The following is a 26,391-nucleotide window of genomic DNA, read 5'->3' on the forward strand; positions in this document are numbered from 1 at the left end:
CTGCGTTTTCGGGAGGACATCATGGCGCTGCCCGCTCTCTTGAAGGATTCGCTCGAGCTGCCCGTGGTCGGCTCGCCGCTCTTCCTCGTCTCCGGCCCCGAGCTGGTGATCGCCCAGTGCAAGGCCGGTGTTGTCGGCTCGTTTCCGGCGCTCAATGCCCGTCCGGTGGAAAAGCTCGACGAGTGGCTGAGCCGCATCGAGGACGAACTCGGCGAATACAAATCGCGCAATCCCGGCAAGAAGGTCGCACCCTACGCCGTCAACCAGATCTGCCACGCCTCCAACGACCGGCTGATGAAGGACATGGAGACCTGTGTGAAGCACAGGGCGCCCATCATCATCACCTCGCTGCGACTCCCCGCCGAGATCGTCGAGGCCGCGCATTCCTATGGCGGCCTCGTGTTCCACGACGTCATCAACGTCAAGCACGCGCGCAAGGCCGCCGAGCAAGGCGTCGACGGCCTGATCCTGGTCTGCGCCGGCGCTGGAGGACATGCAGGAACGCTCTCGCCTTTCGCGCTGGTACGTGAGGTCAAGCAATGGTTCGACGGCGCGATCCTGCTGTCGGGCGCAATCAGCGACGGCTTCGCAATCGCCTCCGCGCTGACGCTCGGCGCCGATCTCGCCTATATGGGTACGCGCTTCATCGCGACGAAGGAAGCCAATGCTGACGAAGCCTACAAGTCAGCCCTGACACAGCACGCCGCGCACGACATCGTCTACACCAACCTCTTCACCGGCGTGCACGGCAACTATCTCGGCCCTTCGATTGCCGCGGCCGGGCTCGATCCGGACAATCTGCCGGCGGCCGACAAGACGAAGATGAACTTCGGCTCCGGCGGCAACATGAAGTCCAAGGCGTGGCGCGACATCTGGGGCTCGGGCCAGGGTATCGGCCAGATCGCCGACGCCCCGCCGGTCGCCGAGCTTGTCGACCGGATGAAGCGGGAATTCGACCAGGCCCGGCAGGATTTCCTGATGCGCGCCAGCGCCTAAAGGCTCGGACCGACAACAAAGCGGGAGGACACCATGAAGCTGGCAGCCGCACTGATCGGCATGTCGTTGCTGACGCTCGCTGGCGGCAGCGCCCATGCCCAAGGCAGCGACGAGATTCGCATCGGGCAGACCCTGCCCTACAGCGGTCCGGCCTCTGGCTTCGGCACAATCGGACGAACGCAGGAAGCGTTCTTCGAAAAGGTCAATGCCGAAGGCGGCATCAACGGCCGCAAGATCAAGTTCATCACGCTGGACGACGCCTATTCGCCGCCGAAGACCGTCGAGCAGACCCGCAAGCTGGTGGAGCAAGAGGAGGTGCTGATGATGTTCGGCTCGCTCGGCACCGCCACCAACAGCGCCGTGCAGCGCTATCTCAACGCCAAGAAAGTGCCGCAGCTATTCGTGCTCTCCGGCGCCACCAAATGGGCCGAACCACAGAAGAACCCGTGGACGATGCCGGGCATGGCGGCCTACGAATCCGAAGGCGTGGTCTATGCCAAGTACATTTTGCAGACCAAGCCGGATGCCAAGATCGCGATCCTCTCGCAGAACGACGATTTCGGCCGCGACTATGTCGCGGGGTTCAAGCGCGCGCTCGGGACCAAGGCCGCAAGCATGATCGTGGTGGAAGCAAGCTATGAGACCAGCGCGCCGACGATCAGTTCGCAGCTCTCGACGCTGAAAGCGTCAGGCGCCAACGTGCTGTTCGGCGTCGTGCTCGGAAAATTCACCTCGCAGATGGTCAAGGGCGTGGCCGAGATCGGCTGGAAGCCGGAGCTGTTCTTCGTGCCGACCTCGGCGTCCTCGATCTCGTTTCTGGAGCCGGCGGGCCTCGACAACGCGGTCGGCCTGATCTCGTCGAGCAACCAGAAGGACACGATGGACCCGCAATGGGCCGACGATCCCGGCGTGAAGGAATATTTCGCCTTCATGAAGCGCTACATGCCGACCGCGGACCTCTCCAATTCCAACTACGCCGCGGGCTACCACTATGCCACGCTACTGATGACGGTGCTGAAGGCGTGCAAGGATGATGTTAGCCGCGACAACATCATGCGCCAGGCGGCTTCGCTGAAGGATGTGAAGCTGCCGCTGCTGCTGCCGGGAATGGCTGTTACGACCGGCCCCGACGACTATCTGCCGTTCCAGCAGCTTCAGCTCCGGCGCTTCAACGGCAAGAGCTGGGTCGGCTTCGGCGACGTGCTGGATGATCGCTAGACGAGCGGGATGAGGAGACGCCATGATCATCAGCGGCGAACGCCAGATCAGCTATGACGACATCCGGGGCCGGATCAGGCGGGCGATGAGCGGCTTCCGCGCCCTGGGGCTTGCCGAGGCCGCGCCGGTCGCGATGATGCTGCGCAACGATTTCGCCCTGTTCGAGGTGGTTGCGGCTTCGGCCGCGCTGGGAAGTCCGGTGGTGCCGATCAACTGGCATTTGAAGGCCGAGGAGGTCCGTTACATCCTGGCTGACAGCGGGGCGAAGATCCTGGTCTGCCATGCCGACTTGCTGCCGCAGATCCGCGACGGCGTACCGGCGGATGTCCTTCTCCTGGTCGTCGCGACGCCGCCCGAACTCGCAGCGACCTTCTCGATTCCTCCAGAGCTGACCGAGATTCCGGTGGGGCTGACCGATTGGGACCGCTGGCGCGACGACCATCCGCAAGCGCAGGAGCCGCCGCGGCGGGCCGCAGCGATGATCTATACATCGGGCACCACGGGCATGCCGAAGGGCGTGCGGCGCATGCCGATGCAGCCCGAACAGGCGGCCGCCTCGGAACGCGTGGGCGGGATCGCCTATGGCATCAAGCCGCGGGACAACCAAATCGTGCTGATCAACGGGCCGATGTATCACTCGGCGCCGCATTCCTACGGCATGTTGGCATTTCGAAGCAGTTGCACCATCATTCTCCAGGCGCGGTTCGATGCCGAGGAGCTGCTGGCGCTGATCGAGCGCCACCGCGTCACGCACATTCACATGGTACCGACCATGTTCGTCCGGCTGCTGCGGTTGCCCGAAGCGGTCAGACAACGCTACGACCTGTCGTCCTTGCGTTTCGTCGTGCACGGCGCCGCGCCCTGCCCGCCGGACGTCAAGCGCGCCATGATCGACTGGTGGGGGCCCGTCATCCACGAATATTTCGGCTCCACGGAGACCGGGATCCCGGTGTGGCACTCGGCCGAGGAAGCACTGAAGAAGCCTGGCACGGTCGGCCGCGCCATCGAAGGCGGCATCGTCAGGATTTTCCGCGATGACGGCAGCCCGTGCAGTGCCAATGAAGTCGGCGAAATCTACATGCGCCAGACGGCGGTGCCCGATTTCGACTATCACGGCAGGTCGCAGGCAAGGGCCGAGGCCGGCCGCGACGGCCTGGTCAGCGTCGGCGACGTCGGCTACCTCGACGAGGACGGCTATCTGTTCCTGTGCGACCGCAAGCGCGACATGGTGATCTCCGGGGGCGTCAACATCTATCCCGCAGAGATCGAGAACGCGCTGATCGGAATGCCCGGCGTGCGCGACTGTGCCGTGTTCGGCATCCCCGACGCGGAATTCGGCGAACGGCTGTGCGCCTTTGTCGAGCCTGAGGCGGATGCCGAGCTCTCGGCCGACGCCGTCCGATCGTTCCTGCGCGAGCGGCTTGCCAATTTCAAGGTGCCGAAGAACGTCGAATTCCGCGACGCGCTGCCGCGCGAGGCAACGGGAAAGATCTTCAAGCGCAAGCTGCGGGAGCCCTATTGGGCGACGTGAGCCGGGAGCTCACTTTCGGCCCATGATCGATGCCAGCCGAGCTTATCGAATACGAACTTCTCGCGCAAAGTGCAGACCGCATAAACGGGAAAGAGCGGAAATCGTTCCTGGATTCTTGAGAATTCGAGAACGTTGAATCCACGCGCTTCGATTTCCGAGCTGCCGCAACCAATTCGAATCTCGTCTGTTGTCGACCGGCACAATCACTGCCGGAGGATAAACTATGTCACGTCTAATTTCGCTCGCTGCGGCTGTCCTGCTGCTCGGATCAATGCCCGTAAGCGCACAGTCGCAAAAGGCACAAAGCGGCCCGGGCAACAACGCCGTCAACAGCTCTGATCACAACAACTCAAACGCACCCGTCGCAGGCCGCAACAGCTTCACCGAGGGACAGGCGAAGTCGAAGATCGAGGGCGCGGGCTATTCCAATGTTTCCGGACTGAAAAAGGACGATAACGGCGTCTGGCGCGGTAAGGCCGACAAGGCTGGGACCAAGGCGGACGTGAGCGTCGATTTTCAGGGCAACGTGAACCCCGCCAAGTAAGGAGGATAAAACATGACCACCACCATTTCTCGCCTTTATGACACCTATTCGGATGCGGAACGTGCGGTCAGGCGTCTGGAGGCCGCGGGCGTGCCGCACTCCGACATCAGCATCGTCGCGAACAATTCCGATAATTGGTACGGCTCCTCCACCGGCAAGGTCGACCGCGACCGCGACCGCGACGGCGTCGACGATCGCGCCGAAGGTGCCGGCACGGGTGCTGGCATCGGCGCTGGAATCGGAAGCGCGGCGGGCCTGCTTGCAGGACTCGGCTTGTTGGCTATTCCCGGACTCGGGCCGGTGGTTGCTGCCGGATGGCTGGCTTCGACGGCAGTTGGTGCCGCGGCCGGCGCCGCGACAGGCGGCATCGTCGGCGCGCTGACCGAAGCCGGCGTCTCCAAGGACGATGCGTCGCGCTACGCGGAGGGCGTCCGGCGCGGCGGAACGCTGGTATCGGCGCGGGTACCCGACCAGGACCGCACGCGTCTCGATGCCCTTCTGCACGAGAAGGCCGTGAACCTGCAGGAACGCAGCACCGCCTGGCAAAAGTCCGGCTGGAACGGCTTCGATGCCGCAAGCCCGCCGCTGTCTCCTGACGATGTCGGCCGCGAGCGCGAGTTGTACGGCGCCGGGATGCGGGGCAGATAAGGCTCCACAAGCCAAACCAAAGCACGAGGAGGCTCCACTCAGGTGGAGCCTTTTTCGTCACACACTCCCGTTCGGCGAGCGTGGCGCGGGCATCACATAACGCTCACGGGCGCATTCCGCCTGAGCAGGGCCACATGCTTTCACTGACCGGGTAAAGCGCTTTCGATGACCCTCTTTCCAGTATAGCGTTCGACCTCAGAGGAAACGCCGCGAAGACGGCACGAGGTCGCGCATGCTGGACAGAACCAAGGATATTGCCGCATCCGCGCAAGCCTGGCTCGGCGAATTCGAGCGCACGCTTGGCGCAGCTGATGGCGCTGGGCTGGATCGTCTTTTCCTTGCCGACAGTTACTGGCGCGATGTGCTGGCGCTGAGCTGGGCTCTGCAAACGCTTGCCGGCGGCGACTTGATCAAGCGGGGGCTGATAACGCTCGCGGCAAAGGCCGCGCCGAGCCATTTCAAGATCGCGCATAACCGGGCTCCGCCGCGCTGGATCACGCGTGCCGGGACCAACACGATCGAAGCGATCTTCAATTTCGAAACCGCACTGGGGCGCGGCAGCGGCATCGTCAGGCTTGCGCCCGACGCCGCCGACGGCGACCGCCTGAAAGCGTGGACGCTCCTCACCGCGCTCGACGAACTCAAGGGCTTCGAGGAGCAGCTCGGCACCTCGCGGCCGCGCGGCCAGGCCTATTCGCGCGACTTCCGCGGACCGAACTGGCTCGACCTGCGCAACGCCTCGCGCGACTACGCCGATCGCGATCCCACCGTGCTGGTGGTCGGCGGCGGCCAGGCCGGGCTCGCGATTGCAGCGCGGCTGAAGCAGTTGAAGATCGACACCCTGATCGTCGATCGCGAGGCACGGATCGGGGACAATTGGCGCAAGCGCTACCACGCGCTGACCCTGCACAACCAGGTGCAGGTCAATCATTTGCCCTACATGCCGTTTCCACCGAGCTGGCCGACCTATATCCCCAAGGACAAGCTCGCCAACTGGTTCGAAGCTTACGTCGACGCGATGGAGCTGAACTTCTGGACCGGCACCGAATTCGAGGGCGGCGCCTACGACGATGCGAAGGGCCACTGGGCCGTCACGTTGCGCGGCGCGGACGGTGGCAAACGGACCATGCACCCGCGCCATGTGGTGATGGCAACCGGCGTCAGCGGCATCGCCAATGTGCCTGTCATTCCGACCCTCGACACCTTCAAGGGCACGCTGCTGCATTCGAGCCGCTACGAGGACGGCGAAAACTGGACAGGCAAACGCGCCATCGTCATCGGCACCGGCAATAGCGGCCACGATATCGCGCAGGATCTTCACTCCAGTGGCGCCGAAGTGACGCTGGTGCAGCGTTCACCCACGCTGGTCACCAACATCGAGCCGTCGGCCCAGCTCGCTTATGCGACTTACAATGAGGGCACGCTCGAGGACAACGATCTGATCGCGACCTCGATGCCGACGCCGCTGGCGAAAAAGACCCATGTGATGCTGACGGAGCAGTCGAAAGAACTCGACAAGGAGCTGCTCGAGGGATTGCGGCGCGTCGGCTTCAAGCTCGATTTCGGCGAGGCCGGGACCGGCTGGCAGTTCAAATACCTCACCCGTGGCGGCGGCTATTATTTCAACGTCGGCTGCTCCAACCTCATCGTCGAGGGCGCGATCAGGCTCAGGCAGTTTTCCGACATCGAGAGCTTCGTCACCGAGGGCGTCCGGATGAAGGACGGCACGATCCTTCCGGCCGAATTGATCGTGCTCTCGACCGGCTACAAGACGCAGGAATATCTGGTGCGGAAACTGTTCGGCAACTCCGTTGCCGACCGGGTCGGCCCGATCTGGGGCTTCGGCGACGGCCTCGAGCTGCGCAACATGTATGCGCGCACCGGGCAGCCGGGCCTCTGGTTCATCGCCGGCAGCCTCGCGCAATGCCGGATCAACTCGAAATATCTCGCGCTCCAGATCAAGGCGATCGAGGAAAGGATTTTGGGGGCGTGAGGCGGGCGCAATTTGAGCCTCCTCGTCATTGCGAGCGCAGCGAAGCAATCCAGCGTCTTTCCGGGGAGACAGCCTGGATTGCTTCGCTGCGCTCGCAATGACAGTGTGGAGACGATCGCGCACCGCCGACACGAATGAGGAGAACACCCATGCCAGCCATTCTCGGCACCGGCGAGCACCGCTACCGCGTCGTTGAAAACTTCGCAAAGCTGCCGGACGGATGGCAGCTCACCGACGTCGCTTCGGTCGCGGTCGACAGCAAGGACCGCGTCTACGTCTTCAACCGCGGGGCCCATCCGATGGTCGTGCTGGACCGCGAGGGCAATTTCTTGCGCAGTTGGGGCGAAGGCCTGTTCTCGCGCGCCCACGGCCTGCACATCGACGCCGACGACAATCTCTATTGCACCGATGACGGCGACCACACCGTGCGCAAGTGCACCACCGACGGCAAGGTGCTGCTGACGATCGGCATTCCCGAGAAACCGTCGCCGTTCATGAGCGGCGATCCCTTCCACCGCTGCACCCACACCGCGCTGTCGCCAAAGGGCGAAATCTACGTCTCCGACGGCTATGGCAATGCGCGCGTGCACAAGTTCACGCCCGATGGCAAGCTGATGACAAGCTGGGGCGAGCCCGGCACCGATCCCGGCCAGTTCAACATCGTGCACAACATCGCCACCGATGGCGACGGCTTTGTCTATGTCGCCGACCGCGAGAACCATCGCGTTCAGGTGTTCGACGGCAACGGCAAGTACGAGACGCAGTGGAACAATCTGCACCGCCCCTGTGCGCTATGCTGCTGCGGTGGCGGCAAGAGCCCGACCTTCGTCATTGGGGAACTCGGGCCCGGCCTCGCCGTCAACCGCAAGGTGCCCAATCTCGGCCCGCGGCTCTCGATCGTGGACGCGAAAGGCAACCGCATCGCGCGGCTCGGCGGCGAGGCGGGCCCGGGCATTGCGAGCGGAAAATTCCTGGCGCCGCACGGCATCGCGCTGGATTCCAGGGGCGACATCTATGTCGGCGAGGTCGGCGTCACCGACTGGAAAACCAGCTTTCCGGACGAGGAGATGCCGGCCGCGGTGCGCGCGACGCGATGTTTGCAGAAGCTGGAGCGGGTACGGGAGTAGCTGTCTCAGCACATCCACGTCGCGCTGTCAGGACGAAGCTGTCCCCACCGCCTCGGACCTGGAAATCACGGCGTTTTGCGCGGTTTGCCACCCCTCGGCCGCATTGCTTGCGCCCGAATAAGTCGCTCGACGGGCTTCACAATCCCGTCACGCTGCATGTAGTATGTCAGTTACGTGCTGCTTCGCAGCGTACATTGGAGGCCAGGAGCGTTACTTGAACGCACATGTCTCGCAAGGCCATTGGCCGGTGTTGGTGCTGAATGCGGACTTCCGGCCGCTGAGTTACTACCCGCTGTCTCTCTGGTCGTGGCAGGACGCGATCAAGGCGGTGTTCCTCGATCGCGTCAACATCGTCGCGCATTACGATCAGGCGGTTCACAGCCCGACGCTGGAAATGCAGCTGCCGAGCGTGGTCTCGCTCAAATCCTTCGTCAAGCCGACCACCCATCCCGCTTTCACCCGGTTCAACGTCTTCCTGCGCGATCGTTTCGCCTGCCAATATTGCGGCTCGCCCGAAGACCTCACCTTCGATCACATCATCCCGCGCAGCAAAGGCGGCCAGACCACCTGGGAGAATGTGGTCGCGGCGTGCTCGCCCTGCAATCTGCGCAAGGGCAATCTGACGCCGGTACAGGCCAAGATGTTTCCGCGCCAGCACGCCTTCGCGCCGACCGTGCACCAGCTCCACCGTAACGGCCGCCTGTTCCCGCCAAACTATCTGCACGACAGCTGGCTGGATTATCTCTACTGGGATACGGAGCTGGATCCGTAGGGGAGCGCCGAACTGCGGCACCAATCTCGGCTCCGCGCGTCAGGCTGCGGTCCGCGGAGTTGAGCCTCTACACCCGCGGCAAGGCAAGCGTCCCCCGAGCGTGAGTGCCAGCGCCGCTCATTCGCGGGAGCCAAGCGGCTTGTCATGGATGATTGCGGCGGAGACCACACTGATCACGAGAACGATCAGCATGCCTGTCGATGCAGACGGAGCGTCTCGAACCAGGTGAGCTGGCAGATCTCAAAGGACGGAACTTGAAGCGCCGGCGCCCGTTCAAAGCCGAGGCAGAGGCTTCCACAGGCGCCGATTGTCGGCGACACGCCACACTGCCACAGCACATGAGGGGAGACTTGCGATGCCCACAGCCGAGCACGATCACGTCTACAAGATCCTGGAACTGGTCGGATCGTCCGAGACCTCCATCGAGGACGCGATCAAGAACGCGGTCAGCCGGGCCGCCAAGACCGTTCGCGAGATGAAATGGTTCGAGGTGGTGCAAACGCGCGGCCACATAGAGAACAATACCGTTCGCCATTACCAGGTGACGTTGCGCGTCGGCTTCACGCTGGAGGGGTGATACGGCTCATCAGGCGTCGCGGACGCTGCCCTGGCCGGCGCAGCTGCGGACGAGGTTCGCGAGGCAGTCACGAACACGGGCCTCGCGAGTCCCGGTAATCCGGCGTTGCCCCGGATTTGTCGCCTGCGCTCCAGCGCGGTATGGCTTGGATCACGGCCGGATGTCCGGCCAATCCGAGAGTGCTGCTGTGACTGGTCAAATCAAACTCGTCCTCTTCGACATGGACAATGTCCTCTGCGAGTACGACAGGGCAAGACGTGTCGCATGGCTGGCGAAGGTTGCGGGGACCACGAGCGAATCCGTCCACAAGGCGATCTGGGACAGCGGCTTCGAGCTGCTCGGCGATTCCGGCACTCTCGACGCCGCGGACTATTTGCGGGGTTTCGGCGAGCGCATCGGCTATCCGCTGTCACTGGACGAGTGGATCGAGGCGCGACGCCGTTCAATGCAGGCCGACCGTGCGATGCTGGAGATTGCCGGCAGCTTGCGTCAAACCGTCGACATTGCCGTCCTGACCAACAACACCACGCTGGTCGCCGACCATATCGCTGCGCTGCTGCCGGAATTGCCGCCGCTGTTCGGCTCGCGAATCTACGCCTCGGCCCGGTTCAAGACGGCGAAGCCGGACCCACGCTGCTTCCGCCTTTGTCTGTCGGAGCTCGACGTCAAACCGGAGAGCGTCCTGTTCGTCGACGATCTCACGGCCAATGTCGCCGGCGCGCGAGAGGCGGGTCTGTTCGCGCATCACCATACCTCGGTTGAGGCTTTCAGGCAGGCCCTTTCGGAGCACGGCCTGCTTCACGCATGAATGCGCGCTCCGCTTTTCCCGGCGTCAGGCGAGATGACACGCCACGAAGTGCCCGCCCGCTCCCTCCTTCAGCTCCGGCGCGCTTTCGGCGCAACGCGGCTGGGCGATAGGACAGCGGGTGTGGAAGTGGCAGCCCGACGGCGGCTTCATCGGGCTCGGAACGTCGCCCTTGAGGCGGATGCGCTCGCGCTTGAGCTTGGGATCGGGTACCGGCACCGCTGATAACAGCGCCCTCGTGTAGGGATGCTGCGGATTGCGGTAGAGGTCGCTGGCCTTGGCGAGCTCGACGATGCGGCCGAGATACATCACCGCGACGCGGTCGGAGATGTGCTCGACCACCGACAAATCGTGCGCAACGAAGAGATAGGTGAGGTTCAGCTCGGCCTGGAGGTCTTCCAGCAAGTTGATGACCTGCGCCTGGATCGAGACGTCGAGCGCAGACACCGGTTCGTCGCAGACGATCAGTTTCGGCTCGACTGCGAGCGCACGCGCGATCACGATGCGCTGGCGCTGACCGCCGGAGAATTCATGCGGATAGCGGCGCATGTGCTCGGCCTTGAGCCCGACCTTCACCAGCAAGCTCGCGACGCGATCCTCACGCTCCTTGGCGGATGAGCCGAGCTTATGGATGACGAGGGCTTCGCCGAGGATGGCGCCGACCGTCATGCGCGGATTGAGGGAGGCGAACGGATCCTGGAACACCAGCTGCATGTTCCGCCGCATCGCGCGCAAATCGTTGCCGCCGAGCTGGCGGACATCCTGGCCATCGAACACGACCTCGCCGTCTGTCGGCTCGATCAGGCGCAGCACGCAGCGTCCGGTCGTCGACTTACCGCAGCCGGATTCGCCGACAAGGCCGAGCGTTTCGCCGCGGTTGACCGAGAACGAGACCCCATCGACGGCATAAACGCTGCCGACCTGGCGCGACAACAACCCGCCGTGCACGGGAAAATATTTCTTCAGGCCGCTGACGCGGAGCAAAGGCTCGGTCATGCTGCGCCTCCCAACTGCGTATCTCCCAGATGACAGGCCATGCGGTGGCCGGGCGCGATCTCGCGCAGCAACGGCTCCCTCTCGGTGCAAACGCTCATGGCGTGGCGGCAGCGCGGAGCGAAGCGGCAGCCGACCGGCGGATTGATCAGGATCGGCACCGAGCCGCCGATCGCCTCCAGACGTACCTTGTGCTCGCTGGCAAGATCGATGCGCGGGATCGAGCGGATCAGTCCCTGGGTATAGGGATGGCCGGGATTGCCGAAAAGCTCGTCGACAGACGCCTCCTCCACCACCTTGCCGGCATACATCACGACGACACGTTGCGCGGTCTCCGCGACGACGCCCATGGCATGGGTGATCAACATCACCGCCATGCCGAAGCGTTCCTTCATATCCTGGAGCAGGTCGAGGATCTGCGCCTGAATGGTGACGTCGAGGGCCGTGGTGGGCTCGTCGGCGATGATCAGCTTCGGCTTGCAGGCGAGCGCCATCGCGATCATCACGCGCTGGCGCATGCCGCCCGAGAACTGATGGGGATAGTTGTGCACGCGGCCTTCGGCGTTGGGAATCTGCACCAGCTTGAGCATCTCGATGGTGCGCTCGAGCGCCTGTTTTCTGGTGACGTTCTCATGGCGGCGCAGGCTTTCGGCGATCTGCTCGCCGATCGTCAGCACCGGATTGAGCGAGGTCATCGGCTCCTGGAAAATGAAGCCGATCTCCTTGGCGCGGATCTCGTCGAGCTGACTGCTCGTCAGCGGCACGAGATCGCGGCCCTCGAAGATGATCTCGCCCGCCGCGATGCGGCCCGGCGGCATCGCGATCAGCTTCAGGATCGACATCGCGGTGACGGTCTTGCCGCAGCCGGATTCGCCAACGACGCAGAGCGTCTCGCCGCGGTTGATAGAGATATCGACACCGTCGACAGCCTGGAGGATGCCGTCGTCGGTGGAGAAGTGGGTTTTCAGTCCCTTGATCTCGAGCAACGGCGCCATCAGATCACCCGCCGCGCATCGAGCGCGTCGCGCAGGCCATCGCCGATGAAGTTGATGGCGACCACAGCGATGAAGATTGCGCCGCCCGGGAACAGCGCCCAATGCGGGCCTATGTCGAGAAAGTCCTTGGCATCATAGAGCAGCCGGCCCCAGGTCGGCGTATCCGGAGGGAAGCCGAGGCCGAGGAAGGACAGCGTGGATTCCGCGATGATGGCGGCGGCCACGTCGATGGTGCCGGCGATGATCACCGGACCGAGCGCATTGGGCAGGATATGGCGCACCACCTGCCGCACCGGGCTTGCCCCGAGGGCGCGCGCGGCTTCGACGAATTCCTTCTCCCGGATCGACAGGAACTGGGCGCGAACGAGGCGGGCGACCGGCATCCACCGCAAGCCACCGATCACGAGCACGATCAGGATGAAAATGCCGCCCTCGGGGCCGAAAGCGGCCTTCAGCCCGTCGCGGAAGAGATAGATCAGCAGCAGCAGCAGGGGCAATTGCGGCAGCGACAGGAAGAGATCGGTGAGCCACATCAGCCCATGGCCGAGCGCGCCGCGCGACATGCCGGCGAGCGCGCCGATCAGCACCCCGACAAAGACCGAGACCAGCATCGCGGCGAGACCGACCGCGAGCGAGATGCGCCCGCCATAGATCATGCGGGCGAGGATATCCTGCCCGAGATCGTCGGTGCCAAAAGGATGGGCCAGCGACGGCCCCTGCATGCCCGCCACGATGTCGATGTCGTCGATCTTGACCCGCCAGACGAAGGGGCCGGCCACCACCGCCAGGATCAGAACGAGGAGCAGGAACGCGCTGACCACGGCAAGCTTGTGCCGGCTATAGCGCCGCCACGTCTCGCGCCAGGGCGAGTAGACGCGCCGCTCAGCGGAGGGAGATGCGAGGGTCAAGCCAGCCATAAAGAACGTCCGCGATGAGATTGAACAGCACGACCAGGCACGCAAAGACGAAGGTGACGGCCATCACCACCGGCGTGTCGTTGGAAAGGATGGAGGAGATCAGCAGCGAGCCGATGCCGGGGATGCGAAAAATCTGCTCGGTGACGATGGCGCCGCCGAACACCGCCGGGATTTGCAACGCAATCAGCGTGACGACCGGAATCATCGCGTTGCGCATCACGTGCTTGATGATCACCCGCCGCTGGCCGATGCCCTTGGCGCGCGCGGTGGTGACGTAGTCGAGCCGGATCACGTCGAGCATCGCCGAGCGCACGAAACGCGTCATCGACGCAGCCTGGAACAGGCCGAGCACCGCCACCGGCATGATCGCCTGCCGGATCATCTCCAGCACCCAGTGAATACCCGTGCCCTTGATGTCGGTCGTGTAGACGAAAGGCAGCCAGTCCAGCGTGACTGAGAAGATCAGGATGAACAGGATGCCGGTGAAGAAGGTCGGCAGCGAGAAGCCGACAAAGGCGAGCGTGTTGGCGACCTGGTCGAACAGCGAATAAGGTTTCGTCGCGGCATAGACCCCGACCGGGATCGCGATCAGGAGCGCCAGAATCTGCGCCGAGCCGATCACGTAGAGCGTCGTTGGCAGTCGCTGGAGAATGAGCGTGTCGACGTTCATCCTACTGACGAAGGAGAAACCCCAGTCGCCGTGCAGCATGGCGTTGAGCCAGTGCAGGTAACGAAGGTAGATCGGATCGTCGAGACCGAACTTCGCCCGAAGCGCGAGAGCGACTTCGGGCGGCACGTTCGGATTGGTCGCCAGCTCCGAGAAAGGATCGCCCGGGGCGAGTGCGAGCACGACGAACAGCACGAGCGAAATTCCGAGCAGGCTCGGAATCGCGATCAGGAGGCGACGCAGGACATACTGGCTCATGAAGAAGGACCGCTCTAGGCGTGCGTCATCATTCTTCGCGGTACCAGTCGAACAAATTGTCGGTTTCGTTGGCCCAGCCGGAAACGACCGGGCGCAGATTGTTGGCGGCCGCCTCGACCTTCAGGCGGTGCTGCACCGGGATGAAAACGATGTCCTGGTACATGAGATCATTGGCCTTGATGTAGAGCGCCGCGCGCTTGACCGGATCCATCTCGCCGTCGGCGGCCTGGATGGTCGCGTCGTACTCCTTGTTGACCCAGCGCGGGAAGTTGGTGCCCTGCCACTTGTTCTCCTTGGTCGCGACGAGGTTCGAAAGGTAGCGACGCATGTGCTGCGACGGATCGGGCTGGCTCAGCGGGATCTGGAACATCTCCATGTCGGCGTAGAACTTGGAATAGGTGTCGGGATTGCCGACGTCGGAGGAGAAGAACACGGAGGCGACGACCGATTTCAGCTCGACGTCGATGCCCGCCTTCTGGCAGGCCTGCTTGACGATCGCCTGCGTCTTCTGACGCGGCCCGTTGATCGCGGTCTGGTAGAGGAGCTTCAGCTTCTTGCCGTCCTTCTCGCGGATGCCGTCGGCGCCCGGCTTCCAGCCGGCATCGTCGAGGATCTTCGAAGCCTTCTCGACGCTGAACTCCCACGAGGTGTTCTTGGACACGAACTTTTCCGGTCCGTTGAGGAAGTTGGCGGTGGTGCGGCCGGCGCGGCCGTAGATCGCCTTCTTGACCGACTCGCGATCGATCAGCAGCGAGAGCGCCTTGCGCACTGCCGGATCGGAAAACAGCGGGTGCTTGGTCTTGATCGAGGAGCGCTCGCCATCGACCTCGATGTTGGGATCGGTGAAGTTCAGCGCGATGAATTCGGTGTCGCCGCCGACGGCGTAGACGGTCTTTCCCTTGCCGCCCTTCTCCAGGCGCAGCAGCACGTCGTCCTCGACCTGAATGTTCCAGCCGAAATCATATTCGCCGGTCTGGATCACCGCGCGCGCGGCAGAGACGGCATCGCCGCCGCCCTTCATCTCGATCGAATCGAAATAGGGGCGGTTGGCCATGTGGTAATCGGGATTGATCACGCCGCGAACAAGATCGCCCGGCTTGAACTCGACGAACTTGTAGGGGCCGGTGCCGACCGGCGAGAGGTTGGTCGGCGCCTCCCGCGATTTGGACCCCATATAGTCCTTGAACAGATGTTTCGGGATGATGGTATTAGGTGCCCCGACAAAAGCGTCGGCCCAGAACGGCGTCGGCTTCTTGAAAAGAATGCGGACCGTGAGGTCGTCCACCTTCTCGACCGTGATGTCGCGGAGCGTCGCGATGGTCAGCGCGGAGGTCGCCGGATCCTTGGCATATTCCCAGTTGAAGACGACGTCGTCGGCTGTGAACGGCGTGCCGTCATGCCATTTGACGCCGGGTTTGAGCTTCCAGGTGACCGACTTGCCGTCGGCGGCGAGGCCGCCGTTCTGGATCGAGGGAATTTCGGCAGCCAGGACCAGCTTCATATTGCCGTCGGGATCCCAACAGGCGAGCGGCTCGTAGAACAGACGCGCGCCGTCCTGGTCCTTGGTGCCGGTGGCAAAATGCGGATTGAGCAGGGTCGGCCCCTGCCACCACAGCAGCTTGAGCGCACCACCACCGCCGCGCTTGGTCGGCTTGTAAGTCGAGACGCCCTCGGCCATCGCGACGCCGCCAAGCGCGAGGATCTGGTTGGCCAAAGGCGCGGTGAGACCCACGGCAGCCAGGCGCTGAATGAAGCCGCGGCGATCCATCCGCCCGTCCTTCACGTCACCGATCATCGAACGCAGTTCTTTATCCAGCATGGTTGTCCCCCGTCTGGTTCCCGTATGGATGCAGGCGGTCGCGCGAGACGACCACCGGGCTTGGCTGGCGGTAGATGGCACACCGAATGGGGTGCGCGTCAACTGCGACCGTGTGTATGCAAACGGTCTTCTGACTGTCTGTTGGGCAAAACCATATTCCGCAGCCCATCCGTTCGGCAATCCAGCATCAAAACACGCTGAATTCCGCGCTGCACTGCAGAAAATTTGATCGCCGCATCAGACGAAGTATCGAGGCGAAATTCTACGCCACGGACATGTCGAGCGGCGGCGCGACGTGATCCGGCAGCGGACAGACGTAAGGCGTCTTGGCCGTCCGCTTCTCGAGGTCAGCCTTGGCAGCCTTGATCAGCTCAGGGTCCGTCAGCGCCTTGATGCCGATGCCGGCCATCGCCTTGGCGGCCTGCACCATGGCCTTGTGCGCATGCGCGCTCTTGCCCTGCGCGACCACCTGCCAGGTGTGGAAGGGCGTGCCGATTGCAACCGTGGGTGCGTGGACCTGCACGGTCGGCACCACCCAGCTTACGTCGCCGACGTCGGTCGAGCCGACCAGCGGATTGCGCTTGGCATCGAGTGGCACCAGGAAGTCGGCCAGCGGCCGTTCGGTCGGCTCCATGCCGATCGCGTAATAGACCGACTCGATGTCCTTGTCGCTCAGCGTCGCGCGGATCTCCGTGGCAAAGCCCTTGTCTGCGTCGTCGAAATGCGGCGGTCCGAGCTCTTCCATGACCCGGTGCAGCGCCTGCTCCAGCGGCGTGTTCGGCAGGATGTTGGAGACCGCGGAGATGATCTTCATCTCGACCTTGGTCTCGGTCATCAGCGCCGCGCCGTCCGCGATCTTGCTCACGCGTCCGACCAGCTCGTTCATGCCGGGCAGATCACGGGCGCGGATCGAATAGCGCACGCGCGCATGCGCCTGCACCACGTTCGGGGCGATGCCGCCGGTGTCGAGCAGCGCGTAGTGCACGCGCGCGTCGCTCGGCATGTGCTCGCGCATGTAGTTCACGCCGACATTCATCAGCTCCACGGCGTCGAGCGCGGAGCGGCCGAGATGCGGCGAGGCCGCCGCATGCGAGGTGCGGCCGGTGAAGATGAAATCGGCGCGGGTGTTGGCGAGTGACGGCGTCACCGCGACTTCCCAGAAGCTGTGCGGATGCCAGGTGATGGCGATGTCGGCGTCTTCGAATGCGCCGGAGCGCACCATGAAGGCTTTTGCCGCGCCGCCTTCCTCGGCGGGGCAGCCGTAATAGCGCACGCGGCCCGGCACCTTGTTCTCGGCGAGCCAGTCCTTCACCGCCGTCGCGGCGAGGAGAGCTGCGGAACCGAGCAGATTGTGGCCGCAGCCATGGCCGTGGCCGCCGGTCTCGACCGGACGATGCTCCGCGACGCCCGCCTCCTGGCTCAGGCCCGGCAGCGCGTCATATTCCCCCATGAAGGCAATGACCGGTCCGCCCTCGCCCCATTCGCCCATCACTGCGGTCGGAATGCCCGCGACCTGCTCGGTGATGCGAAAACCCTGATGACGCAACTCGGCAAGATGCTCGGCGGCGGACCGCGCCTCGGTGTAGCAGACTTCGGGCATGCCCCAGACCTTGTCGCTGAGGTCGATGAAACGTGCCTTGATCGTGTCGATGCCACGCCAGATGTCGCTGCGGTTGTCCATGCTTCGGTCCGTGATCCCTGGGTCAAACGAAGCGGCAATGGTTAGCAGCTTCATTGTACGGCGCCTAGCACCTCGCCGGACAGCAGCCATGCGGCCAATGCCGGAGGCCGCCCGACCGACCGTGCATAAACCGTTCCCCTGCCTTTCAAAGATTTCACACGGCGTTCTCTGGAATAGTTAGGAACGAGGCTTTCAAGACGGCCTCCTCCGCCCTAAATTATCCGTGCTTCGCGCGTCGCTCCGCTACCCACGGCGGAGCGATGCACTCAGCCAGGAGAACTCCATGCCCGCCCTGACCGAATGGAGAGTGCCGCCGGCCAATCAGCCGCGTGCGAGCGATTACGGTTTCGATCTCGACCACGCGCTCGCCTCCGTCGTCGGCCTGCACGCCATCATCCCGCCGGACGCTTTCAGTGCCGAGACACTGGGCACCGAACGCGCCGGCAACGGCGTCGTGATCGACAACGGGCTGGTGCTCACCATCGGTTATCTCATCACCGAAGCAGAGTCGGTGTGGCTGCATGTCGGAGAGGGGCGCGTGGTGGAGGGACATGTGCTCGGCTTCGATGCCGTCACCGGCTTTGGCCTGGTGCAGGCGCTCGGCCAGCTCGACGTCGATCCCTTGCCGCTCGGCATCTCGGCCGAGACCCGGCTCGGCGACCGCGTCGTGGTCGGCGGCGCCGGCGGACGCACGCGCTCGGTCGCGAGCCAGATCGTGGCCAAGCAGGAATTCGCGGGCTACTGGGAATATCTGCTGGACGAGGCCATCTTCACCCATCCCGCGCACCCGAACTGGGGCGGCACGGCGCTCCTCAATGAGCGCGGCGAGTTGATCGGCATCGGCTCGCTCCAGCTCGAACGCGAGCGCGACGGCAAGGCCGAGCACGTCAACATGATCGTGCCGATTGACCTGTTGAAACCGATCCTGGACGATCTGCGCAAATTCGGCCGCGTCAACAAGCCGGCACGGCCATGGCTCGGACTCTTTTCGACCGAGATCGACAACCGCGTGGTGGTGATCGGGATCTCCGCCAACGGTCCCGCCGCCCGTGCCGAGCTCAAGACCGGCGACGTCATCCTCGCGGTCGACGGCGAGAAGGTCACGAGCCAGACCGGCTTCTACAACAAGCTGTGGGGCCTCGGCGCCGCCGGCGTCGACGTGCCGCTGACGGTACATCATGAAGGTGTCACCTTCGACGTCACGGTGACCTCGACCGATCGCTTTAAGCTCTTGAAGGCGCCGAAGCTGCACTGACAAGCCGAACTGAAGCAGGGAAACGACGATGAGCGAGGCCGTCGTTGACGACATCGTGGCCGTGCTGCCGCCGCTGCTCAATGCGCTGGAAGCGCTCGGCTTCTTTCAGCGAAACCTGCACCCGCCGGCCTTCGGCTCCGTGATGAACGCGATCGGCGCGCCCGACGAGGCGTTGCAAACGGCGCGCGCGGCAATCGGAGCATGGCCGGAACAGTTCACCGGACTGCGCGAGCGGCTCGACCGTGCCTGCGACGAGACGCTCGCCGCCTTTTCCGGCCTGCGCGAGGTCGAGCGTGGCAATGGCGACCTCGTCGCGGTCTTCCGCGCGCTGCGCCATCTGCCGCGCGCGCAGGAGGCACTCTATCCGCTGGCCGTGCAGTTTCCGCCGGTCAGCAGCTTCTTCCTCAACGCCGCCATGCGCGAGAACGCCGACCTGTTGTCGCGGCTCGAAGCCGGCGCGGACGCGCACACCGGCATCATCCACGATCACAACGAGCCCGGCAGCCGCGGCGGCTTTTCGGTCTACGTGCCCGAATATTACACGCCCGATCGCGCCATGCCGCTGGTGATGGCACTGCATGGCGGCAGCGGCAACGGCCGCGGTTTTCTGTGGAGCTGGCTGCGCGACGCCCGCAGCCTTGGTGCGATCCTGGTGGCGCCGACCGCGACCGGCCCGACCTGGGCCCTGATGGGTGACGATTCCGACACGCCCAACCTCACACGCATTCTCGAAACCGTCCGCAGCCGCTGGACCATCGACGCCTCACGCATGCTGCTCACAGGCATGAGCGACGGCGGCACCTTCTGCTACGTCACCGGGCTCGACGGCGCCTCGCCCTTCACGCATCTCGCGCCGGTGTCGGCAACCTTCCATCCCCTGATGGCAGAGATGGCTGACGCCACGCGCCTGCAGCGCCTTCCGATCTTCATCACGCACGGCAAGCTCGACTGGATGTTTCCGGTGCAGACCGCGCGGCAGACCCAGGCGGCCCTCGCCGCTGCCGGCGCGAATGTCACCTATCGCGAGATCGACGACCTCAGCCACACCTATCCTCGCGAGATCAACGCGGAGCTGGTGCAGTGGCTGAATGAAGCGTGAACGGATCGTCCTTACCTGCGCCGCACTGTCGCGGAACAATCACTTCGGGTCGACGTTATCGCCCGTCATCGGAGGTTTCGCCATGCGGATGTTTCTTGGAATGATTTTGGGCGCGTTGCTGCTCGGCTGCGGCGTGTACGTCTATGACTCCATGCAGACGTCGTCGGTCGCCAATGGCGAGGTCGCGACGACCAATCGCACCATCGTGAACTGGGATGTCGCCAAGGCCGATTGGGACGCGCTGCGTGATCGCGCGCACAAGGACTGGGTCCGCATCTCCTCGAAGTAACGACTTGGTATCAAGATGAATGAGGCGCCGTCGCGGGTCCGCGGCGGCGCCTTCGTATTGCGCGGTGAATATCGCTCGGCTCAGTTCATCTTGGCCTTGCGGGCGTCGGCAATGACCTGCTCGAACTCGTTCATGCTGAGCACGCCCGGCACGCGATACTTGCCGACGATGAAGGACGGGGTGCCGCGGAAACCGAAGGCTTCGGCCTGCTCGTTGTTGCGCTTGAGCACGGAGTCGATGTCCTTGGCGTGATCGGCGAGATCGCGCTTCAACCGATCCATGTCGACGCCGGCGACCGCGAGCAACTCGTTGATGCGCGGCTCGGTCAGGCGCGAGCTGACGCCCATCATGGCGTCGTGGGCCTGGTGGTACTTGTCCTGGAATTTCGCCGCGAGCGCGGCCCGCGCCGCCGTGACCGAAACCGGACCGAGAATCGGCCAGTCCTTCATCACCAGCCTGACCTTGCCATCGTCCTGGATGACCTGACGCAACTCGGGCTCAAGCTTACGGCAATAGGGGCAGTTGTAGTCGGACCATTCGATAATGCTGATATTTCCGTCGGGATTGCCGGCAACGGGAACGTCGGGATCGCGCAGCACCTTGGCTTCGGTCAGCACCTCGTCTTCGTCGGTCGCCGCGCGCGCCGAGGTGATCCCACCCGCGACAAGGGCACCCACCCCGATCAGCGTCAGCGCCGCGCGCCGCGTCGGCACAAGGCCTTTGTTCCTGAATCCAGCCATATCTCGTCCTGTTTCGGTCCCATCTCCGTCGATACGGTTCGAGACTGGGAATTGTTACAGGTCATATAGAGTGTCGCGGCGCCGATGTCATCGCACCAACAGCGTGATCGCCAAAGGTACCAGGAATGAGGTCACCAAAGCGTTCAGGCTCATGGCGATGCCGGAGAAGACGCCAGCGATCTCGTCGACCTGGAACGCACGCGCGGTACCGATTCCGTGCGCGGCAAGGCCGGCAGCAAAGCCGCGGGCGCGGAAGTCGGTAATGCCGGTGCGGTTCATCAGCGGCGTCACGATGATCGCTCCCATGATGCCCGTGAGGATGACGGCAACCGCAGCCAGCGAGGGATCGGCGTGCAGGGTTTCGGCGATGCCCATGGCAACGCCGGCCGTGACGGATTTCGGTGCGAGCGACAAAACCACGTCGCGCGGCAGACCGGCGAACTCGGCCAGCAACACCACGGACACCACGGCGGTGACCGATCCCGCGACCAGCGCCACCAGCATCGGCACGATCGAGGCGACGACGCGCTTGCGGTTCTCGTAGAGGGGAACAGCCAGCGCGACCGTCGCGGGCCCCAAAAGGAAGTGCACGAACTGCGCGCCGGCGAAATAGGTCGTGTAGGAGGTGCCGGTCAACAGCAGGAACGCGCCGACGATCCACATCGCATGCAGCACGGGATTGGCGAGCGGATGACGCCGCGTCGCCAGCGACACCGCGTCCGTACCGGCATAGACCAGCAGCGTCACCGTCAACCAAAGCAACGGCGACTGCGAGAGATAGACCCAGAGCGAGAACGGATTGTCCTTCATCGCGCGTCCTGTTGCCTCAATAGCCGGCTGACGAGGCGGAAGGTGAGTACGGTCGCGAGCAGCGTGACGACCACCGACAGCGCGAGCACCAGAACGATGGCGATGCCGTGGGACGCGAGCAGGTCGAGCTTCTGCACGACCCCGACCCCGGCCGGCACGAACAGCAGCGACAGATGCGCCAGCAGACCCTTGCCGGCCGTCTCGACGCCATCATCGCCCAGCGGCCCGCGCGCGAGATGCGCAAAGCGGTCGCGCGCGAGCAGCAGGATGAGGAGCAGCAAGAGGCCAAGCACCGGGCCCGGCATCGGGAGGCCGAGGCCGCGCACGACGGCTTCGCCGATCAACTGGCAGAGCAGGATGAGACCAAGACTTGCAAGCATGATCGGAGTATCAAGGGATGCGCCGGCAGACTTGTCAATTACTGCTATGCAACGGTCATGCGCGGCTCGTGCGAAGCGGCTCGTATGCGGCCATGGCTCAGGCCTCCGCCGGCTCGGTGAGATGCCTCAAAGCGATCTCGCGGATGGCATCCGTGAACGGCACCGATTTGCGCTGGCTACGGTCCATGTGCACGCCCGTGATCTCGCAGAACGCGGCGATCTCGCCGGTCTCGGCATTGGTCATGTCGTGCCGGAAGCGGATCGATTTGTCGCGGATCTCGAGCAGGCGACTGCGGATCTCGACGATGTCGCCGGCGAGCAGCTCGCGCTTGTAGGTGATGTTCTGCTGCACGGCGGCCATGCCGCGGCCGGAGCCGCGCAGATAGCTCGGCGTCAGCCCGAGGCGGGCAAACAGATTCCAGTTGGCCTCGTCGAATTTGCCGACATACCACATGATGTTCATATGGCCGACGTGATCGCACTGCCACGGATAGACCGTGCCGCGATAGGTCGCCTCCTGCTCCATCGCAATTCTCCGTGGCCTTTTCTGCCTTTGATTGTTGATACGGTAGCGTATCAGCCTCCTCCCGCGCTAGCAATACGGCACCGTATCAAGAATCGGCGAGGCTGCCTGCATGAGTGACGGCAAAGGCGATGTCTGGGTCGAGGCAGGGCTCATCGAGCTCGCCCGATCCGGGGTCGAGGGGGTGCGGGTCGAGGTGCTCGCCAAGAATCTGGGCGTCACCAAGGGCGGCTTCTACCGCCGCTTTGCCGACCGTGCCGCGCTGCTCGGTGCCATGCTGGAACGCTGGCGCGAGGGGCGCTCAACGGCGATCGCGCAGCAGACGAGCCTTGATGGCCAGGAGCCCCGTGAACGGCTGCGGGCGGTGATCCAGCTCTATTCCGAGCGGCTCAATCCGGACGGGATGGCAATCGAGCTTGCGATCCGGCAATGGGCCCGCTCGGACGAGGGCGCCGCGGCAGCGGTGGCGAACGTGGACGCGGCGCGGCTGAAGCACGTCGCCGAACTCTATCGCGCGACCGGCCTCGATACCGAGGCAGCCGAAGCGCAGGCCTTCCTGTTCTACTGCTTCATCTTCGGCCAGAGCCTGCTGTTCGTCGAGCGCGGCCCGCGCAAGCGATCGCAGCTCGTGGCGAAATCGGCCGAGAAGCTACTGGATTAAAGCAAGAGGCCGGAGCTTGGCTCCGGCCTCTGCGTCGTCTTGAAGCGTCAGGCGGCGCCCTTCAGCTTCTTGTTGCATTCGCTGTAATAGCCGCCGCCCTTCTCGATCCACTTCATGCCGCCATTGCCGTTGGTGGTCTTGTTGGCGTTGTACTGGTCGACGCAGGTGTGCAGGCGCCCCTTGCCAGGGGTCTCCTTGGCGTATTTCGGATCGACCGCGTTCGGATAGATCGCGGGGCCGGCCGGCAGGGTCGGCGCAGCAGCCGGGGCGGCCTCCTTCTTCGCCTGCTTCGGCTCGGCGGGAGCGGCGGGCGCAGCAGGAGCGGCCGCGGTCGGTGCAGCCGCTGGCGTCGCGTCCGCGCCGCACTGGGCCTTGCGGAAGTCATTCCACTTCGTGGTGCCGAGCGACCCATCCTTCTTGGCGGCCTGGTATTTCGCGCTGCACTCCTGCGAGGTCAGTGCCTGCGCCGGCGCACTTGCCACCAGCGCGGCAAAGCCCGACAGCGCAACTGCACACAGCAACTTTGATTGAATGGTCATCCTTGGTCTCCTCCTTGATCTTCCCCCGAGGGAAGTGAACCGAGGATTGCTATCCTAGCGTGCCGCCCGCTCGCGACAAGGAAGCGATGGCTGCTGCCGCCAAAATATAGTGAGCCTCCACGTTCGAATTATTCATGTCGCGTTCAGCAAGGCCAGCCGACTTTCGCGCCCTTCGCAATTCCCGCAAGAAGAGTGCAGCATCATGACCTTCACATCTCGCCTCGCCGTCGTCGCGCTCGCCTCCCTGCTCGCCACCGGCACTGCCTTCGCGCAGACCGCCGCGCCGGCAGCCAAGACCGACACCAAGACCACAACCGCCGCCCCCATGGACAAGAAGGCACCGAAGGAGCACTCGGCCGAGTCGCTCGAATGCTCCAAGCAGGCCGACGCCAAGGGCCTGCACGGCAAGGAGCGCAAGAAATTCCGCTCCGAATGCATCAAGACCGCCAAGGCCGGCATGGCCGCGCCGGCTGCGGACAAGAAGTAAGTCCTTCCCCCTGCTCGCGGCTTCGGCGAGAGGCGCGCGCATTGCGGCATGACGTGGCCGCAATTGTGCGCCTCTCGCCGATTTGCGATAAGGCGGTGTGAAGCAAATCACCGCCTCCCTGCCGTTCGGATGGCCGAGCCGTGCCAAGATCTTGAGCACGGCGGAAACGCTCGTCATCGGCACCGCCGGGGGCCTCGTGTTTCTGCTCGCGGGCCTTCCGGGGGGATTGATCTCGGGCTCCATGATCGCGGTCGGGATCGCCGCGATCGCTGGTCGGCAGCTGACGCTGCCGCCGATCCTGACCCAGACCGTGCTGGTGCTGCTTGGCATTTCGTTAGGATCAGTCGTCTCGCGCCACCTGCTTCAACAGGTCAGTGCCTATCCGCTCACCATCGGGCTGCTCGCGCTCGCGACTTTCTGCTCGACCTTCGGCTCCAGCTATTATCTCCAGCGCATCCACGGCTGGGACCGCACCTCGGCCTTCCTCGCCGGCAGCCCCGGCGCGCTGTCGCAGATCACGATTTTGGCGGTCGAGCGCGGCGCCGACCTGCCGGGCATCGCGGTGGTGCAGACCATGCGCGTCATCATCCTCACCGCGGCACTACCGATGGTGCTGGCGTTCGCCGGCGTCGCGCCCTCCGTCGCGCCATCGCTGACGACGACGATCGCCTCGCCGCTCGACCTCGTCGAGCTGGTCGCGGCATCGCTGGCCGCGGCACTCGTCCTGCGGCTGATAAAGTTTCCGGCGAGCTGGATGTTCGGCGCGATGATCGGCTCAAGCGTGCTGCATGGCGCAGGCTGGGTCGAGGGCGGCCTGCCGGTCTGGGTACGCGGCGTGGCGCTGATCGGCATCGGCGCCCTGATCGGCAGCCGCTTCGCGCGGATGCGGATCAAGACGCTCGCCGGCCACATCAACGCGGCGCTGGGCTCGTTTGCCGTCGCCATCGCCGTCTCCGCGATCTTCGTCGGCATCGTGGCGCTCACCACGCAGGTGAAATTCTCTGACGTCGTGGTCGCCTACGCACCAGGCGCGATGGACGCCATGCTGGCGCTGGCCCTGACGCTGCACATCGACCCGATCTTCGTCGGCGCACATCACCTCTCTCGTTTCGTCTTCGTGACGATCGCGACGCCGGGCATCGTGCACCTGTTCGGCCGGACGCAGGACGATGTGGATGATTGAGCCTCAGCGCTTCGCCGTCGCAACGAATCCCCACGCGGCGATCGCAGCCATCAGGAGCGAGATCAGCAAATTGTAGCCGGCAAGCGAGAGGCCGAGGAAGCGCCACTGCACCTCGTCGCAGCGGACCACCTTCACGGTGTCGAGCCGCGACAGCAGGTCGGTGGCGCTGCCGAGATTGACGACGGGACCGGAGCAGTCTGTCGGTCCCTTCCAAAAGCCCCATTCGACGCCGGCGTGATAGGAGCCGAGCCCGGCATTGCCGAGGCTCGCCAGCACAAGGATCGCAAGGCCCGCGAGCAGCAGCGGTCTCGGCGCACCGCCCCGCGCCGCAAGTGCGATGAGCAAGCCGAGCGGGATCGCGAGGTAATACGCGTAGCGCTGCTCCAGACAGAGCGGACAGGGCACGATCCCGAGCACCAGCTGGAAGAACCAGGCGCCCGCGATGGTCGCGGCTGCCGTCAGTGCGACCGCGAGCGAAGCGGCCAGCGCGGGGCTCGTGGCCGCCGGTTTGAACGCAGGTATTGCGGCACTCTGGGTCGTCACGGCAGCCTCTTTTCGATGGGTCGCTTTCCAAGGCTGTAACCCCGGCTCATGCGGCTGTCGAGAACGGCCGGGATCACTTTGGCGCGGGTTGACCCCGCTTTGTCCATGGCTATAGTCCGCCGGCTTCGCGACGCCCGCTTAGGGCCGACCGAGGGCCCCTGTGGCGGAACTGGTAGACGCGCTCGACTCAAAATCGAGTTCCGCAAGGAGTGCTGGTTCGATTCCGGCCAGGGGCACCACGCTTCGCCCTTTCGGGCTTCGGCGTGGCGCAGCCCGCGCCAAGCCCGAAAGGGTGAAGCGTGTCCGGCGAAGCCTCTTGGCGAAGACGGACTACCCCCCCT

The 26,391-nt window shown here is 64.3% G+C and carries 28 protein-coding genes and 1 tRNA gene; 17 read left to right on the forward strand and 12 right to left on the reverse strand.

The window, feature by feature from the left end:
• Positions 1 to 21: 21 nt before the first annotated feature.
• The 10 genes from AC0L2F_RS02435 (at position 22) to AC0L2F_RS02480 (ending at position 10,214) form a co-directional block, all read left to right on the forward strand.
• Positions 22 to 996: an NAD(P)H-dependent flavin oxidoreductase gene (locus AC0L2F_RS02435; RefSeq protein WP_473247355.1), complete on the forward strand. Its 975-nt coding sequence runs from the start codon at positions 22 to 24 to the stop codon at positions 994 to 996.
• Between the two features lie 33 nt (positions 997 to 1,029).
• Positions 1,030 to 2,214, forward strand: a complete 1,185-nt coding sequence (locus tag AC0L2F_RS02440) for an ABC transporter substrate-binding protein (protein ID WP_473247356.1) — start codon at positions 1,030 to 1,032, stop codon at positions 2,212 to 2,214.
• A 22-nt stretch (positions 2,215 to 2,236) separates the two neighbouring features.
• Positions 2,237 to 3,745 carry an acyl-CoA synthetase gene (locus AC0L2F_RS02445; RefSeq protein ID WP_473247357.1) on the forward strand — a complete coding sequence of 503 codons (1,509 nt, stop codon included), beginning with the start codon at positions 2,237 to 2,239 and terminating at the stop codon, positions 3,743 to 3,745.
• Positions 3,746 to 3,968: 223 nt separating this feature from the next.
• On the forward strand, positions 3,969 to 4,289 hold the full coding sequence (locus tag AC0L2F_RS02450) for a PepSY domain-containing protein (protein ID WP_007615326.1): 321 nt from the start codon (positions 3,969 to 3,971) through the stop codon (positions 4,287 to 4,289).
• 12 nt (positions 4,290 to 4,301) lie between these two features.
• Positions 4,302 to 4,937 (forward strand): hypothetical protein, encoded by a 636-nt coding sequence (locus AC0L2F_RS02455; protein ID WP_473247358.1) that lies wholly within the window; start codon positions 4,302 to 4,304, stop codon positions 4,935 to 4,937.
• Positions 4,938 to 5,169: 232 nt separating this feature from the next.
• Positions 5,170 to 6,930 (forward strand): flavin-containing monooxygenase, encoded by a 1,761-nt coding sequence (locus AC0L2F_RS02460; protein ID WP_473247359.1) that lies wholly within the window; start codon positions 5,170 to 5,172, stop codon positions 6,928 to 6,930.
• Positions 6,931 to 7,079: 149 nt separating this feature from the next.
• Positions 7,080 to 8,057: a peptidyl-alpha-hydroxyglycine alpha-amidating lyase family protein gene (locus AC0L2F_RS02465; RefSeq protein ID WP_473247360.1), complete on the forward strand. Its 978-nt coding sequence runs from the start codon at positions 7,080 to 7,082 to the stop codon at positions 8,055 to 8,057.
• A gap of 214 nt (positions 8,058 to 8,271) precedes the next feature.
• Positions 8,272 to 8,829, forward strand: a complete 558-nt coding sequence (locus AC0L2F_RS02470; RefSeq protein WP_473247361.1) for an HNH endonuclease — start codon at positions 8,272 to 8,274, stop codon at positions 8,827 to 8,829.
• 355 nt (positions 8,830 to 9,184) lie between these two features.
• Positions 9,185 to 9,406, forward strand: coding sequence for a dodecin (locus AC0L2F_RS02475; protein WP_007615330.1), 222 nt, complete (start codon positions 9,185 to 9,187; stop codon positions 9,404 to 9,406).
• A gap of 160 nt (positions 9,407 to 9,566) precedes the next feature.
• Positions 9,567 to 10,214: an HAD family hydrolase gene (locus tag AC0L2F_RS02480; protein ID WP_473247362.1), complete on the forward strand. Its 648-nt coding sequence runs from the start codon at positions 9,567 to 9,569 to the stop codon at positions 10,212 to 10,214.
• A 24-nt stretch (positions 10,215 to 10,238) separates the two neighbouring features.
• Here AC0L2F_RS02480 and AC0L2F_RS02485 read toward each other — a convergent pair whose 3' ends face one another.
• The 6 genes from AC0L2F_RS02485 to AC0L2F_RS02510 all read right to left on the reverse strand — a co-directional run bounded on the left by AC0L2F_RS02485 (position 10,239) and on the right by AC0L2F_RS02510 (position 17,541).
• The gene (locus AC0L2F_RS02485) at positions 10,239 to 11,207 is read right to left on the reverse strand and encodes an ABC transporter ATP-binding protein (protein ID WP_007597389.1); all 969 of its coding nucleotides are present in this window, start codon (positions 11,205 to 11,207) and stop codon (positions 10,239 to 10,241) included.
• Entirely contained in the window at positions 11,204 to 12,199 is a 996-nt protein-coding gene (locus AC0L2F_RS02490; RefSeq protein WP_007615332.1) for an ABC transporter ATP-binding protein, read from the reverse strand. Before AC0L2F_RS02490 ends, AC0L2F_RS02485 begins: the two co-directional genes overlap by 4 nt.
• Positions 12,199 to 13,116, reverse strand: a complete 918-nt coding sequence (locus AC0L2F_RS02495; RefSeq protein ID WP_473247363.1) for an ABC transporter permease — start codon at positions 13,114 to 13,116, stop codon at positions 12,199 to 12,201. The genes AC0L2F_RS02490 and AC0L2F_RS02495 overlap by 1 nt, the downstream gene beginning before the upstream one ends.
• Positions 13,082 to 14,041, reverse strand: a complete 960-nt coding sequence (locus tag AC0L2F_RS02500; RefSeq protein WP_007597394.1) for an ABC transporter permease — start codon at positions 14,039 to 14,041, stop codon at positions 13,082 to 13,084. Before AC0L2F_RS02500 ends, AC0L2F_RS02495 begins: the two co-directional genes overlap by 35 nt.
• A 28-nt stretch (positions 14,042 to 14,069) precedes the next feature.
• The gene (locus AC0L2F_RS02505; RefSeq protein WP_473247364.1) at positions 14,070 to 15,860 is read right to left on the reverse strand and encodes a peptide ABC transporter substrate-binding protein; all 1,791 of its coding nucleotides are present in this window, start codon (positions 15,858 to 15,860) and stop codon (positions 14,070 to 14,072) included.
• 262 nt (positions 15,861 to 16,122) lie between these two features.
• Positions 16,123 to 17,541 carry a M20 family metallopeptidase gene (locus AC0L2F_RS02510; RefSeq protein ID WP_007615335.1) on the reverse strand — a complete coding sequence of 473 codons (1,419 nt, stop codon included), beginning with the start codon at positions 17,539 to 17,541 and terminating at the stop codon, positions 16,123 to 16,125.
• A 283-nt stretch (positions 17,542 to 17,824) separates the two neighbouring features.
• Between AC0L2F_RS02510 and AC0L2F_RS02515 the strand changes: the two genes are divergently transcribed.
• The 3 genes from AC0L2F_RS02515 (at position 17,825) to AC0L2F_RS02525 (ending at position 20,184) form a co-directional block, all read left to right on the forward strand.
• Positions 17,825 to 18,796, forward strand: a complete 972-nt coding sequence (locus AC0L2F_RS02515) for a S1C family serine protease (protein WP_007615336.1) — start codon at positions 17,825 to 17,827, stop codon at positions 18,794 to 18,796.
• A 28-nt stretch (positions 18,797 to 18,824) separates the two neighbouring features.
• Positions 18,825 to 19,895, forward strand: coding sequence for a phospholipase (locus AC0L2F_RS02520; RefSeq protein WP_473247365.1), 1,071 nt, complete (start codon positions 18,825 to 18,827; stop codon positions 19,893 to 19,895).
• Positions 19,896 to 19,977: 82 nt separating this feature from the next.
• Entirely contained in the window at positions 19,978 to 20,184 is a 207-nt protein-coding gene (locus AC0L2F_RS02525; RefSeq protein ID WP_027514183.1) for a hypothetical protein, read from the forward strand.
• 80 nt (positions 20,185 to 20,264) lie between these two features.
• Here AC0L2F_RS02525 and AC0L2F_RS02530 read toward each other — a convergent pair whose 3' ends face one another.
• The 4 genes from AC0L2F_RS02530 to AC0L2F_RS02545 all read right to left on the reverse strand — a co-directional run bounded on the left by AC0L2F_RS02530 (position 20,265) and on the right by AC0L2F_RS02545 (position 22,640).
• Entirely contained in the window at positions 20,265 to 20,924 is a 660-nt protein-coding gene (locus tag AC0L2F_RS02530) for a DsbA family protein (protein WP_473247366.1), read from the reverse strand.
• Positions 20,925 to 21,011: 87 nt separating this feature from the next.
• Complete coding sequence (locus AC0L2F_RS02535; protein WP_007615340.1) at positions 21,012 to 21,734, reverse strand: LrgB family protein; 723 nt, start codon at positions 21,732 to 21,734, stop codon at positions 21,012 to 21,014.
• Positions 21,731 to 22,114, reverse strand: coding sequence for a CidA/LrgA family protein (locus AC0L2F_RS02540; RefSeq protein WP_473247367.1), 384 nt, complete (start codon positions 22,112 to 22,114; stop codon positions 21,731 to 21,733). The genes AC0L2F_RS02535 and AC0L2F_RS02540 overlap by 4 nt, the downstream gene beginning before the upstream one ends.
• A gap of 97 nt (positions 22,115 to 22,211) precedes the next feature.
• On the reverse strand, positions 22,212 to 22,640 hold the full coding sequence (locus tag AC0L2F_RS02545) for an acyl-CoA thioesterase (protein WP_007615343.1): 429 nt from the start codon (positions 22,638 to 22,640) through the stop codon (positions 22,212 to 22,214).
• Between the two features lie 109 nt (positions 22,641 to 22,749).
• On the opposite strand from AC0L2F_RS02545, the gene AC0L2F_RS02550 reads away from it, so the two are divergent.
• Positions 22,750 to 23,298, forward strand: coding sequence for a TetR/AcrR family transcriptional regulator (locus AC0L2F_RS02550; protein WP_007615345.1), 549 nt, complete (start codon positions 22,750 to 22,752; stop codon positions 23,296 to 23,298).
• Between the two features lie 47 nt (positions 23,299 to 23,345).
• Here AC0L2F_RS02550 and AC0L2F_RS02555 read toward each other — a convergent pair whose 3' ends face one another.
• A complete protein-coding gene (locus AC0L2F_RS02555; RefSeq protein ID WP_007615347.1) occupies positions 23,346 to 23,837 on the reverse strand; it encodes a hypothetical protein in 492 nt (163 codons plus the stop codon).
• Between the two features lie 202 nt (positions 23,838 to 24,039).
• Here AC0L2F_RS02555 and AC0L2F_RS02560 point away from each other — a divergent pair, with 202 nt between their 5' ends.
• Complete coding sequence (locus AC0L2F_RS02560) at positions 24,040 to 24,324, forward strand: PsiF family protein (RefSeq protein ID WP_007597424.1); 285 nt, start codon at positions 24,040 to 24,042, stop codon at positions 24,322 to 24,324.
• 97 nt (positions 24,325 to 24,421) lie between these two features.
• The gene (locus tag AC0L2F_RS02565) at positions 24,422 to 25,507 is read left to right on the forward strand and encodes an AbrB family transcriptional regulator (RefSeq protein WP_473247368.1); all 1,086 of its coding nucleotides are present in this window, start codon (positions 24,422 to 24,424) and stop codon (positions 25,505 to 25,507) included.
• A 3-nt stretch (positions 25,508 to 25,510) separates the two neighbouring features.
• Here AC0L2F_RS02565 and AC0L2F_RS02570 read toward each other — a convergent pair whose 3' ends face one another.
• Positions 25,511 to 26,050 (reverse strand): disulfide bond formation protein B, encoded by a 540-nt coding sequence (locus AC0L2F_RS02570; RefSeq protein ID WP_473247369.1) that lies wholly within the window; start codon positions 26,048 to 26,050, stop codon positions 25,511 to 25,513.
• Positions 26,051 to 26,204: 154 nt separating this feature from the next.
• On the opposite strand from AC0L2F_RS02570, the gene AC0L2F_RS02575 reads away from it, so the two are divergent.
• A tRNA-Leu gene (locus AC0L2F_RS02575) sits at positions 26,205 to 26,289 on the forward strand.
• Positions 26,290 to 26,391 lie beyond the last annotated feature (102 nt).

Source organism: Bradyrhizobium sp. Ken64 (genome assembly GCF_055807555.1).

Bases quoted from the DNA above. Each gene is read 5' to 3' on its own strand.
- AC0L2F_RS02560 (WP_007597424.1), top strand. From the start codon at position 24,040: ATGACCTTCACATCTCGCCTCGCCGTCGTCGCGCTCGCCTCCCTGCTC.
- AC0L2F_RS02530 (WP_473247366.1), bottom strand. From the start codon at position 20,924: ATGGCTGGATTCAGGAACAAAGGCCTTGTGCCGACGCGGCGCGCGGCG.
- AC0L2F_RS02505 (WP_473247364.1), bottom strand. From the start codon at position 15,860: ATGCTGGATAAAGAACTGCGTTCGATGATCGGTGACGTGAAGGACGGG.
- AC0L2F_RS02475 (WP_007615330.1), top strand. From the start codon at position 9,185: ATGCCCACAGCCGAGCACGATCACGTCTACAAGATCCTGGAACTGGTC.
- AC0L2F_RS02440 (WP_473247356.1), top strand. From the start codon at position 1,030: ATGAAGCTGGCAGCCGCACTGATCGGCATGTCGTTGCTGACGCTCGCT.
- AC0L2F_RS02525 (WP_027514183.1), top strand. From the start codon at position 19,978: ATGCGGATGTTTCTTGGAATGATTTTGGGCGCGTTGCTGCTCGGCTGC.
- AC0L2F_RS02485 (WP_007597389.1), bottom strand. From the start codon at position 11,207: ATGACCGAGCCTTTGCTCCGCGTCAGCGGCCTGAAGAAATATTTTCCC.
- AC0L2F_RS02495 (WP_473247363.1), bottom strand. From the start codon at position 13,116: ATGGCTGGCTTGACCCTCGCATCTCCCTCCGCTGAGCGGCGCGTCTAC.
- AC0L2F_RS02445 (WP_473247357.1), top strand. From the start codon at position 2,237: ATGATCATCAGCGGCGAACGCCAGATCAGCTATGACGACATCCGGGGC.
- AC0L2F_RS02455 (WP_473247358.1), top strand. From the start codon at position 4,302: ATGACCACCACCATTTCTCGCCTTTATGACACCTATTCGGATGCGGAA.
- AC0L2F_RS02435 (WP_473247355.1), top strand. From the start codon at position 22: ATGGCGCTGCCCGCTCTCTTGAAGGATTCGCTCGAGCTGCCCGTGGTC.
- AC0L2F_RS02465 (WP_473247360.1), top strand. From the start codon at position 7,080: ATGCCAGCCATTCTCGGCACCGGCGAGCACCGCTACCGCGTCGTTGAA.
- AC0L2F_RS02550 (WP_007615345.1), top strand. From the start codon at position 22,750: ATGAGTGACGGCAAAGGCGATGTCTGGGTCGAGGCAGGGCTCATCGAG.
- AC0L2F_RS02480 (WP_473247362.1), top strand. From the start codon at position 9,567: ATGTCCGGCCAATCCGAGAGTGCTGCTGTGACTGGTCAAATCAAACTC.
- AC0L2F_RS02535 (WP_007615340.1), bottom strand. From the start codon at position 21,734: ATGAAGGACAATCCGTTCTCGCTCTGGGTCTATCTCTCGCAGTCGCCG.
- AC0L2F_RS02510 (WP_007615335.1), bottom strand. From the start codon at position 17,541: ATGGACAACCGCAGCGACATCTGGCGTGGCATCGACACGATCAAGGCA.
- AC0L2F_RS02545 (WP_007615343.1), bottom strand. From the start codon at position 22,640: ATGGAGCAGGAGGCGACCTATCGCGGCACGGTCTATCCGTGGCAGTGC.
- AC0L2F_RS02515 (WP_007615336.1), top strand. From the start codon at position 17,825: ATGCCCGCCCTGACCGAATGGAGAGTGCCGCCGGCCAATCAGCCGCGT.
- AC0L2F_RS02555 (WP_007615347.1), bottom strand. From the start codon at position 23,837: ATGACCATTCAATCAAAGTTGCTGTGTGCAGTTGCGCTGTCGGGCTTT.
- AC0L2F_RS02520 (WP_473247365.1), top strand. From the start codon at position 18,825: ATGAGCGAGGCCGTCGTTGACGACATCGTGGCCGTGCTGCCGCCGCTG.
- AC0L2F_RS02460 (WP_473247359.1), top strand. From the start codon at position 5,170: ATGCTGGACAGAACCAAGGATATTGCCGCATCCGCGCAAGCCTGGCTC.
- AC0L2F_RS02500 (WP_007597394.1), bottom strand. From the start codon at position 14,041: ATGAGCCAGTATGTCCTGCGTCGCCTCCTGATCGCGATTCCGAGCCTG.
- AC0L2F_RS02540 (WP_473247367.1), bottom strand. From the start codon at position 22,114: ATGCTTGCAAGTCTTGGTCTCATCCTGCTCTGCCAGTTGATCGGCGAA.
- AC0L2F_RS02490 (WP_007615332.1), bottom strand. From the start codon at position 12,199: ATGGCGCCGTTGCTCGAGATCAAGGGACTGAAAACCCACTTCTCCACC.
- AC0L2F_RS02450 (WP_007615326.1), top strand. From the start codon at position 3,969: ATGTCACGTCTAATTTCGCTCGCTGCGGCTGTCCTGCTGCTCGGATCA.